The following is a 9,378-nucleotide window of genomic DNA, read 5'->3' as shown; positions in this document are numbered from 1 at the left end:
GCCTAGGACGGCGTGCCGGTCGAGGGCGTGGCTTCAGTCGATCGGCGGCATGTCCGCGGTGATCGTGAGCACCCGCGCCGCGGCGGCGTGACCTGCGGCGAGACGCTCGATCAGCGGGCGATCCTCCAGGGTCGCCGCGAGGAAGCCCGAGGCGAAGGCATCACCAGCGCCCACCGGCTCCACGACGTCGACGCGGGGAGCCGGGACGAAGACGGGATCGGCGTCGCCGTCGAAAGCGGTGGCGCCGACGTCGCCGTCCTTGACGACGAGCAGTCCCGTTCCTGGCAGGTGCGCGCGGATCTCCTCTGCCGTGCGCGTCCCCCAGATCCGCTCCGCCTCGTCGCGTCCCACGAAGCAGATGTCAGCGGCGTCGGCGAGTCGGGCGAGGGTGGCCGCGGCATCCTCCATGCTCCACAGCGGACGGCGGTCGTTGACGTCGAAGGAGACCAGAGCGCCGGCCGAACGTGCGTCGGCGAAGAGCCGGTCGACCATCGCCCGGGAGGACGGGGACAGCGCCGGGGTGATCCCGGTGGTGTGCACGATCCGCACACCGGCGAGCCGCTCGGGGGCGAGGAAGCCGGGTGCCATCGCCGCCGCGGCCGAGCCGCGGCGGTAGTAGTAGACGGACGAGTTCTCGGCGCCGGGGTCCTTGAACATCACGCCCGTGGGAGCATCCGGGTCTCGTTCGACCCACAGCTCGATGCCGCGACGTGCGAGCTCCGACACGATCCGCGACCCGAGCGGGTCATCGCCCAGCCGGGAGGCCCAGGCCGCACGATGGCCGGCGGCGACGATTCCCGCGGTGACGTTCGATTCGGCGCCGGCGAGCCCGATGGTCGCGGTGTCGGCGTCGGCCAGCGCGGCACCGGTGGGCACGATCAGGGCCATCGTCTCGCCGACGCAGACGATCGCCGGCGAGACGGCAGGGGAGGGGATGCTCATGAGGGGGTGACCGCCACAGGTTCGGTGTCTGGATAGGGGCTGGGATCGCGGTGACGCAGGTCGGGGAAGGAACGGACGAAGACGACGGAGACGATCAGGCCCACCGCGGCGAACAGCGCCGCGGCCAGGTAGGCGCCGCGGGCCCCGCCGGTGGCGTCGACGAGGAAGCCCCCGATGGCGGATCCGGCTGCGGCGCCGATGAGCTGCCCGGTTCCGGCCCAGCCGAAGGCCTCAGCCGTCTCGCTGAACTTCACGCTCGCCGTTGTGATCGCGAACAGCACCGCGAGGGCCGGGGCGATGCCGATGCCGGCGAGGATCAGCGTGCCGCCCAGCCAGAAGGCGTCGAGCGAGACCATGGTCAGCGAGAGGCCGATGGTGATGATGACGAAGCGCCGAGCCATCGCCCATGGGCCGATCGGGATGTGCCCGAACGCGAGGCCGCCGGCGAGGCTGCCGACCGAGAACACCGCGAGCACGAGGCCGGCGGCGAGACTGCCGTGATCGAAGGTCGCCACCACGCCGACCTCGACGGCCGCGCACGCCCCGATGAGGAGGAAGCCGATGACCGTCGCGAGCATGACCGGGGGCTTCAGCACGACCTTGCCGAACGCGTTCCGGCTGCGCGGGATGCGGACGCGGCCGACCTCGGGCGACAGGATGAACCAGGCGCCTCCGCCGACGAGGATGATCGCGACGAGCAGCAGCCCCTGCACGGTGCCGACCTGGGTGGAGACGAGCGTGATGACCACCGGCGCGATGATCCAGATGATCTCCTGCAGTGAGGCGTCGAGCGAGAACAGGGGAGTCAGCTGCGACGAGTTGACCAGCTTCGGGTAGATGGTGCGCGCGGCGGACTGGATCGGCGGAGTCGACAGGCCCGCGAGCATGCCGAGCGCCATGTACCCCGGAACGTTCAGCGGAAGCAGGGCGAGCGCGATCACGGCGACGACGCAGACGCTGAGCGTGAGCGTGATGACGCGCCGCATGCCCCAGACGCCCATCCACCGACTGGTCACCGGACCGGCGACGGCCTGCCCGACCGAGGTCGCGGCGAGCACGAGGCCGGCGGCGCCGTAGGAGCCGGTCTGCTGCTCCACATGCAGCAGGATCGCCAGCGACGCCATGCCGTTGGGGAACCGCGCGGTCAGCTGAGCCGCGATCATGCGCGCCACTCCGGGCGTGCGAAGAAGATCCCGATATCCCGCCACCAGACCACGGTACCGGTGACCGGCGGCGACCGTCGAAGTCCGAGCGGATGCGACACGCCGACGACACGCCGGAGGGTCCTTTCCACAGGAAATCGGATGTCGGATGCCCCGCGTATGGTGCCCCCTGTGGATGGATCCGGCGAAGGAGGTTCGGAGCCGCAGAATTCCGCGCTTCGAGACCGTTCCGTGAGCACCTGCGCCTGTGGAAGAAACGGTGGAGAACCTGTGTTGTAACAGGGGAGAGCGGTGGAAAACTACAGGGATGTAACTACTAGCCCTTGTGGTCGCCCCCAATGTCCGTACCCATATGTAGTATTGAACTCCCGGCGGGGGGCCTGCCGGGAAATCAAAGAATCTGAGGGGATGAGATGTCGATCACGGTCTACACCAAGCCGTCCTGCGTCCAGTGCAACGCAACCTACCGCGCGCTGGATGCCAAGGGCATCGAGTACGAGATCCACGACCTGTCGGAGGACCCGACGGCCCTGGAGCAGGTCAAGGCGCTGGGCTACATGCAGGCGCCGGTCGTCGTCACCGACGAGGACCACTGGTCGGGCTTCCGTCCCGACAAGATCGACGCACTCGCCTCCCGCCTGGCGTGACGCACCATGAGCGCCGTCGCGACAGCCGCGCCGCTCCTGGTGTATTTCTCGAGCGTGTCCGGCAACACGGCGCGCTTCGTCGAGAAGCTCGGGCTTCCGGCGACGCGCATCCCGCTCCACCGGCAGGAGGGCGACCTCGTCATCGACGAGCCCTTCGTGCTGGTCACTCCCACCTACGGCGGGGGTGAGGGGCGCGGCGTCGAAAGCGGCGCCGTCCCCAAGCAGGTGATCCGGTTCCTCAACGACGAGCGCAACCGGCGCCACATCCGCGGGGTCATCTCCGCAGGCAACACCAACTTCGGCGAGTCCTTCTGTCTCGCCGGTGACATCATCAGCCGCAAGTGTCAGGTGCCGCACTTGTACCGGCTCGAAATCTTCGGCACGCAGGACGACGTGGATCGCGTGAGCGACGGATTGGAACGACGGTGGAAGCTGGAACTGCAGTGACCGAACAGGCGGCATTCAAGGGCAACCCGGCATTCGAGGGCATGGACTACCACGCGCTCAACGCGATGCTCAATCTGTACGACGCGGACGGCAAGATCCAGTTCGACGCCGACAAGCGTGCCGCGCGCGAGTACTTCCTGCAGCATGTGAACCAGAACACGGTGTTCTTCCACTCGCTCAAGGAGCGACTGGACTACCTCGTGGAGAAGGAGTACTACGAGGGCTCGGTCATCGAGAAGTACTCGTTCGACTTCATCCAGAAGCTCAACGATCTCGCCTACTCGAAGAAGTTCCGTTTCGCGACGTTCCTGGGCGCTTTCAAGTACTACACCAGCTACACGCTGAAGACCTTCGACGGCAAGCGCTACCTGGAGCGGTTCGAGGATCGCGTCGTGATGACCGCTCTCGGTCTGGCCGACGGCGATGAGGAGCTCGCTGTCAACCTGGTCGAGGAGATCATCTCGGGTCGCTTCCAGCCGGCCACTCCGACCTTCCTCAACTCCGGCAAGGCGCAGCGCGGCGAGCTCGTCAGCTGCTTCCTGCTGCGCATCGAGGACAACATGGAGTCGATCGCGCGCGGCATCAACTCCGCTCTGCAGCTGAGCAAGCGCGGCGGCGGCGTGGCGCTGCTGCTCTCGAACATCCGCGAGTCCGGCGCCCCGATCAAGCAGATCGAGAACCAGTCCTCCGGCATCATCCCGGTGATGAAGCTCCTCGAAGACAGCTTCAGCTACGCCAACCAGCTCGGCGCCCGCCAGGGCGCGGGAGCCGTGTACCTCAACGCGCACCACCCCGACATCATGCGCTTCCTCGACACCAAGCGCGAGAACGCCGACGAGAAGATCCGCATCAAGACCCTCTCGCTCGGTGTCGTCGTGCCCGACATCACGTTCGAGCTCGCGAAGAACGACGAGGACATGTACCTGTTCTCGCCGTACGACGTCGAGAAGGTCTACGGCGTGCCCTTCGGCGACATCTCGGTCACCGAGAAGTACCGCGAGATGGTCGACGACGCCCGCATCAAGAAGACCAAGATCAACGCACGCGAGTTCTTCCAGACCGTCGCCGAGATCCAGTTCGAGTCGGGCTACCCGTACATCATGTTCGAGGACACGGTGAACAAGGCCAACCCGATCAAGGGTCGGATCAACATGTCCAACCTCTGCAGCGAGATCCTGCAGGTGAACACGCCGACCACCTACAACGAGGACCTCTCGTACAAGGAGATCGGCAAGGACATCTCCTGCAACCTCGGCTCGATGAACATCGCGCTGTCGATGGATGCCGACGACCTCGGCCAGACCGTCGAGACGGCGATCCGGGCGCTCTCCGCGGTGAGCGACCAGAGCCACATCGGGTCGGTGCGCTCGATCGAGGACGGCAACGACCGCTCGCACGCGATCGGCCTCGGGCAGATGAACCTGCACGGCTACCTCGCTCGTGAGCACGTGTTCTACGGGTCCGAAGAGGGCATCGACTTCACGAACATCTACTTCTACACCGTGCTGTTCCACGCGCTGCGCGCGTCGAACAACCTCGCGATCGAGCGCAAGCAGGCCTTCGACGGCTTCGAGGACTCCACCTACGCGTCGGGGGAGTTCTTCGACAAGTACATCGAGCGCGCCTGGGTTCCCGAGACCGAGAAGGTCAAGGAACTCTTCGCCGGCAAGCACATCCCCACGCAGGAGGACTGGACGCAGCTGAAGGCGTCCATCCAGAAGCACGGCATCTACAACCAGAACCTGCAGGCGGTGCCGCCGACCGGGTCGATCTCGTACATCAACAACTCGACGTCGTCGATCCACCCGATCGCGTCGAAGATCGAGATCCGCAAGGAAGGCAAGCTCGGCCGCGTCTACTACCCGGCGGCGTTCATGACGAACGACAACCTGGAGTACTACCAGGACGCGTACGAGATCGGCTACGAGAAGGTCATCGACACGTACGCCGCCGCCACGCAGCACGTCGACCAGGGGCTGTCCCTGACGCTGTTCTTCAAGGACACCGCCTCGACGCGCGACATCAACAAGGCGCAGATCTACGCATGGCGCAAGGGCATCAAGACGATCTACTACATCCGCCTCCGTCAGATGGCGCTCGAGGGCACGGACATGTCCGAGTGCGTCAGCTGCATGCTCTGATGCTCCAGGGATTCTCGAACAGGAAATGATGATGACCCCTCCCGAAAGACTCAAGCTGGTCGAGCACGTGCAGGCGATCAACTGGAACCGCATCCACGACGACAAGGATGTGGAGGTGTGGAACCGCCTCGTGAACAACTTCTGGTTGCCCGAGAAGATCCCGCTGTCCAACGACATCCAGTCGTGGAACACCCTCACGTCCGACGAGCAGCTGCTCACCATGCGCGTCTTCACCGGACTCACGCTGCTCGACACGGTGCAGGCCACGGTCGGTGCCGTCTCGCTGATCCCCGACGCGATCACCCCGCACGAGGAGGCCGTCTACACGAACATCGCGTTCATGGAGTCGGTGCACGCCAAGAGCTACTCCTCGATCTTCTCGACGCTCGCGTCGACCAAGGAGATCGATGAGGCGTTCCGCTGGTCGGTGGAGAACCCGAACCTTCAGAAGAAGGCTCAGATCGTCATGGACTACTACCAGGGCGACGACCCGCTCAAGCGCAAGGTCGCCTCGACCCTGCTGGAGAGCTTCCTGTTCTACTCGGGCTTCTACCTGCCGATGCACTGGTCGAGCCGCGCCAAGCTCACCAACACCGCCGACCTCATCCGCCTCATCATCCGAGACGAGGCCGTGCACGGGTACTACATCGGCTACAAGTTCCAGAAGGGGCTCGAGCGGGTCGACCAGGCCCGTCGCGACGAGCTGAAGGACTACACCTTCTCGCTGCTGTACGAGCTGTACGACAACGAGGTGCAGTACACGCAGGACCTCTACGACGGCGTCGGGCTGACCGAGGACGTCAAGAAGTTCCTGCACTACAACGCCAACAAGGCGCTGATGAACCTCGGCTACGAGGCGATGTTCCCGTCGTCCGTGACGAACGTGAACCCGGCGATCCTTTCGGCGCTCTCCCCGAACGCCGACGAGAACCACGACTTCTTCAGCGGTTCGGGTTCGTCGTATGTCATCGGCAAGGCCGAGGCCACGGAAGACGACGACTGGGACTTCTGAAAGCCCAGATCATCCATGAATTTTGCCAGGAGGTGAAGATGGGCAGCACTGGACTATCGCTCGAGCGGAGTGAAGCACGAGACACTCGTGCCCACGTTTTGCCCACGCGTCATCGACATGGAGTCGGCGCGACGGCGACGTCGCGCTCCTTGGCAACCCGGCTGAAGGGTCCTCACGCATCTGTGGGGACCCTTCCTCGTTGTCGTGCCGACGTCGGCACGAGCTCACGAGGAGAGGAGGTGAAGGAGTATGACCATGCATATGCCGCAGGGGCCCGATGGGGCCTGGAAGACGGGCCAGCGGGTTCCGTTCGACGGAGACTGGGCCGATCAGTACGGAGTCGTCACGCGCCACGAGCGCGGAGCTACGTTCCCGCCGTGCATCGACCGCAAGGGAGAATGCGCGTACCGCTATCTGGTTGAAGCTGTTGCAGCAGCTTGATCCAGTGAACCTCTAGGAAAGGCACAGGCCCCCGACTTCGGTCGGGGGTCTTTGTCGTTAGCGGTCAGATCCCTTGCGGTCGATCACAACGAGAACAACACTGATCATCCTCCAGGTATGCCCACCTGTGCAACATTGCATGATCGGTGGCGTGTCACGAGACGGCGGCCGCTCGCGCAGCGCTCATTGCCTGCGCCACGGCCTCGAGATCGTCGTCGAACAGGTCGGCGTACACGTCGAGCGTCATCGCCGCGGAGGCGTGTCCGAGCATCCGCTGCACGGCTTTCACGTGGGCGCCAGACGAGACCGCGAGGGATGCTGCAGTGTGGCGGAGGTCGTGCGGCGTGATCACGGGGATCGTCGGGTCCTTCTCTCGTGCGCGTCGCACTGTTCCGACGAACCATCCGCTCGTCGCGTGAGGGTAGGGGGTCGGTGCTGCGCCGTCGCCGAAAACGAAGGCGTCCGGCCCCTTGGCCTCGCAGAGCCTCGCGATCCGGTTCACCAGGTGCGGCGGGATCGGAATCTCCCGAGCGGCGCCTGACTTCGGTGTGCCGATCTCGTAGACGCCCTTCACGATGACGGCGTTGTCCTCGATGCGGATCCGGCGGCGCAGCATGTTGAGGTGCCGGACGCGGATCGCGACAGCCTCACCCCACCGCGGCCCTGAATATGCGAATAGCTCGATGAGTGCGCTCTCACTTTCGTTTCGGGCGCACCCGGAAAGCGTCGCGACTTGGGCGTGTGTCAGATAGCGGGGTGACTTCCTACGCTTCGCGGGGAGTTGCACACCGACGGCCGGGTTACGGGGAATCGAGTGTTCACGCGCAGCGATTGCCAGAACGCCAGATAGCACGAACATGATGCGGCGCACGGTCTGTGCGGACTTCTCATTGCTGAGTTCCGAGACCCAACTCGCAATCTCGGTCCGCTTGATTCCGGCAATCTCACGGCCCCCCCAGCGCGGTTCGACGTGCACACGCCATGCGGTCTCCATCGCGTGCCGGGACGAGGGCTTCAGCGGGGCAAGCCGTTCCGCCTCCCAGGCCTCCTTAAAGGCGGCGAGCGTCTTCCTGCCCTCGGTGGGATCCAAGTACTCGCCCCTGGCTTTCGAGAGCGTCACGGTGGCCAGGAAGAGTTCGGCATCCTTCTTTGTCTTGAACCCGCGTTTATCGGTCTGAGACTTGTCAGGCTTCCGATATCGCACCCTGTATCGGCGCCCTCGAGCCGTGTCGTAGGGCGTGATTGAGCCAGCCATTTCAGCCCACCTCGATGCGGTGAGCGAACTGCCCGGTGCCCATGCGCGGGTCGATGTAGACGGTTCCTTCGGTGCGGAGCAGTGTGCTGCGGTACACGACGACGAGCTCGTCCGGAACGTTCAGGTCGATCGCCATCGCGGTGACGTGGCCGTCGCGGTGGTGCTCTGCTTCGGCGTACGCCTCCGGCGTGATGAGCGTCTGCGCCGCCCAGACATTCGCGGCGGCCTCCTGGCGCTTTCGGATGAGTCCGAAGTCAGTCGGTCGGTGCCCGAGTACGTGATGGGCGATCTCATGGCACATGACCCCGCGGAGGATGCGGCCACGCATCCCCGGCGTGAGTTCGATCTGGTTGTTCCCGGGTGCGTATCCGCTGCGGTGGATGCCGCGATACTCGCGGACGGTCAGGCCGAGATCGGACGCAAGATTCCAGATGTCCATCTGGGTCTCCCTTGGTGAAGTGCGGTCATGCGGATTCGAAATCCGCGTCGTTGCCTTCGGGGAACTCGTTGATCGACTCGTTGGCGACCAGGTCGTAATCATCCTGGCGACGTGCGACATTCTCGGCACGGGTCATCAACTCTGCCCATGGCATGCCGAGGGCGCTGGCGATCACGATGATGTCTCGGATGTTCAGGATGACCCGTTCGCCCGTACGCGGGTTTCCTCCGTCGAGACGGGACGAGACGAACTGCGGGTTCGAACCGATCAGCTTTGCGAGGCCGCGCGAGGAGAGATCCTGACGGCCCATCTCGGCTTTGATCTCGGACACCACGGCGTCGGAGAAGCGCTTGGCGAGTTCTTCATCGTCCATGGGGATCAGTCTGCCGGGTGAATGATTTTTCGTCAAGATGAATGATCAGCTTGACAGCGAATGATTAGTCATTCACGATAGGCCGTATGACTAAGCAGACACCCGAGACTGCAGCCGCACTCAGCGTCGCCGCCGAGATCCGCGCCGAGATGGCGCGCCAGCGGAAGACCGCGAGTGAACTCGCCCTTGTGCTCGGGATTACCCAGCACACCGCGGGGAAGCGGCTCAACGGATCGACCACCTTCAACCTCGTGGAACTCTTTCGGGCCGTCTCCTGGCTCGGCCTCAGCCTCGAAGAGATCGCGCACCGCGCAGAGGCCCCGGAGCAGAAAGCCGCCGCCGAGATGCGTCGGGCGGCGGCATGAGCGCGCGGCAGGGGAATGTCACCCCGCTGAAGCCGCGCGGTAGCGCCTCCGCAGAACCCGCAGTCTGGCTGTCTCCGTCGGAAGTGTGTGAGCGAGTCCCCGGCATGACCGTGACTTTGCTGCAGCGGATGCGCGACGCAGGTAAGGGGCCGC

General features: G+C 64.8%; 10 protein-coding genes. 5 read left to right on the top strand and 5 right to left on the bottom strand.

Translation table 11 applies throughout. From position 1 onward, the window contains the following. Window positions 1–33: 33 nt before the first annotated feature. Together CUR96_RS01505 and CUR96_RS01500 are read right to left on the bottom strand one after the other, a co-directional pair. Window positions 34–942 (bottom strand): sugar kinase, encoded by a 909-nt coding sequence (locus CUR96_RS01505; protein WP_102191537.1) that lies wholly within the window; start codon window positions 940–942, stop codon window positions 34–36. Next, window positions 939–2,105 carry an MFS transporter gene (locus CUR96_RS01500; RefSeq protein WP_102191536.1) on the bottom strand — a complete coding sequence of 389 codons (1,167 nt, stop codon included), beginning with the start codon at window positions 2,103–2,105 and terminating at the stop codon, window positions 939–941. Before CUR96_RS01500 ends, CUR96_RS01505 begins: the two co-directional genes overlap by 4 nt. 413 nt (window positions 2,106–2,518) lie before the next feature. On the opposite strand from CUR96_RS01500, the gene nrdH reads away from it, so the two are divergent. Genes nrdH through nrdF form a run of 4 tightly spaced genes read left to right on the top strand, consistent with a single transcriptional unit; the run spans window position 2,519 to window position 6,352 of the window. Then, window positions 2,519–2,752, top strand: a complete 234-nt coding sequence (nrdH, locus tag CUR96_RS01495) for a glutaredoxin-like protein NrdH (protein ID WP_102191535.1) — start codon at window positions 2,519–2,521, stop codon at window positions 2,750–2,752. A 6-nt stretch (window positions 2,753–2,758) separates the two neighbouring features. Beyond that, window positions 2,759–3,199: a class Ib ribonucleoside-diphosphate reductase assembly flavoprotein NrdI gene (nrdI, locus tag CUR96_RS01490; protein WP_102191534.1), complete on the top strand. Its 441-nt coding sequence runs from the start codon at window positions 2,759–2,761 to the stop codon at window positions 3,197–3,199. Window positions 3,200–3,240: 41 nt separating this feature from the next. Further along, on the top strand, window positions 3,241–5,340 hold the full coding sequence (gene nrdE / locus CUR96_RS01485; protein ID WP_102191556.1) for a class 1b ribonucleoside-diphosphate reductase subunit alpha: 2,100 nt from the start codon (window positions 3,241–3,243) through the stop codon (window positions 5,338–5,340). Window positions 5,341–5,371: 31 nt separating this feature from the next. Next, on the top strand, window positions 5,372–6,352 hold the full coding sequence (gene nrdF, locus CUR96_RS01480) for a class 1b ribonucleoside-diphosphate reductase subunit beta (protein WP_102191533.1): 981 nt from the start codon (window positions 5,372–5,374) through the stop codon (window positions 6,350–6,352). A gap of 595 nt (window positions 6,353–6,947) precedes the next feature. Here nrdF and CUR96_RS18730 read toward each other — a convergent pair. The 3 genes from CUR96_RS18730 to CUR96_RS01460 all read right to left on the bottom strand — a co-directional run bounded on the left by CUR96_RS18730 (window position 6,948) and on the right by CUR96_RS01460 (window position 8,860). Beyond that, on the bottom strand, window positions 6,948–7,652 hold the full coding sequence (locus tag CUR96_RS18730; RefSeq protein WP_245861055.1) for a tyrosine-type recombinase/integrase: 705 nt from the start codon (window positions 7,650–7,652) through the stop codon (window positions 6,948–6,950). 397 nt (window positions 7,653–8,049) lie between these two features. After that, the gene (locus CUR96_RS01465) at window positions 8,050–8,487 is read right to left on the bottom strand and encodes an ImmA/IrrE family metallo-endopeptidase (RefSeq protein WP_102191530.1); all 438 of its coding nucleotides are present in this window, start codon (window positions 8,485–8,487) and stop codon (window positions 8,050–8,052) included. A gap of 25 nt (window positions 8,488–8,512) precedes the next feature. Beyond that, window positions 8,513–8,860 carry a hypothetical protein gene (locus tag CUR96_RS01460; RefSeq protein ID WP_102191529.1) on the bottom strand — a complete coding sequence of 116 codons (348 nt, stop codon included), beginning with the start codon at window positions 8,858–8,860 and terminating at the stop codon, window positions 8,513–8,515. Window positions 8,861–8,946: 86 nt separating this feature from the next. Between CUR96_RS01460 and CUR96_RS01455 the strand changes: the two genes are divergently transcribed. Continuing rightward, window positions 8,947–9,225 (top strand): hypothetical protein, encoded by a 279-nt coding sequence (locus CUR96_RS01455; RefSeq protein ID WP_102191528.1) that lies wholly within the window; start codon window positions 8,947–8,949, stop codon window positions 9,223–9,225. The last annotated feature ends 153 nt before the right edge of the window (window positions 9,226–9,378 follow it).

Source organism: Microbacterium aurantiacum (assembly GCF_002872075.1).
Taxonomy (GTDB): Bacteria; Actinomycetota; Actinomycetes; order Actinomycetales; family Microbacteriaceae; genus Microbacterium; species Microbacterium aurantiacum_A.
This window is presented reverse-complemented; position numbering and strand designations above follow the sequence as displayed.

Excerpts from the sequence above, each read along its gene's own strand:
- CUR96_RS01505 (WP_102191537.1), bottom strand. The coding sequence starts at position 942 with ATGAGCATCCCCTCCCCTGCCGTCTCGCCGGCGATCGTCTGCGTCGGC.
- CUR96_RS01500 (WP_102191536.1), bottom strand. The coding sequence starts at position 2,105 with ATGATCGCGGCTCAGCTGACCGCGCGGTTCCCCAACGGCATGGCGTCG.
- nrdH (WP_102191535.1), top strand. The coding sequence starts at position 2,519 with ATGTCGATCACGGTCTACACCAAGCCGTCCTGCGTCCAGTGCAACGCA.
- nrdI (WP_102191534.1), top strand. The coding sequence starts at position 2,759 with ATGAGCGCCGTCGCGACAGCCGCGCCGCTCCTGGTGTATTTCTCGAGC.
- nrdE (WP_102191556.1), top strand. The coding sequence starts at position 3,241 with ATGGACTACCACGCGCTCAACGCGATGCTCAATCTGTACGACGCGGAC.
- nrdF (WP_102191533.1), top strand. The coding sequence starts at position 5,372 with ATGACCCCTCCCGAAAGACTCAAGCTGGTCGAGCACGTGCAGGCGATC.
- CUR96_RS18730 (WP_245861055.1), bottom strand. The coding sequence starts at position 7,652 with ATGTTCGTGCTATCTGGCGTTCTGGCAATCGCTGCGCGTGAACACTCG.
- CUR96_RS01465 (WP_102191530.1), bottom strand. The coding sequence starts at position 8,487 with ATGGACATCTGGAATCTTGCGTCCGATCTCGGCCTGACCGTCCGCGAG.
- CUR96_RS01460 (WP_102191529.1), bottom strand. The coding sequence starts at position 8,860 with ATGGACGATGAAGAACTCGCCAAGCGCTTCTCCGACGCCGTGGTGTCC.
- CUR96_RS01455 (WP_102191528.1), top strand. The coding sequence starts at position 8,947 with ATGACTAAGCAGACACCCGAGACTGCAGCCGCACTCAGCGTCGCCGCC.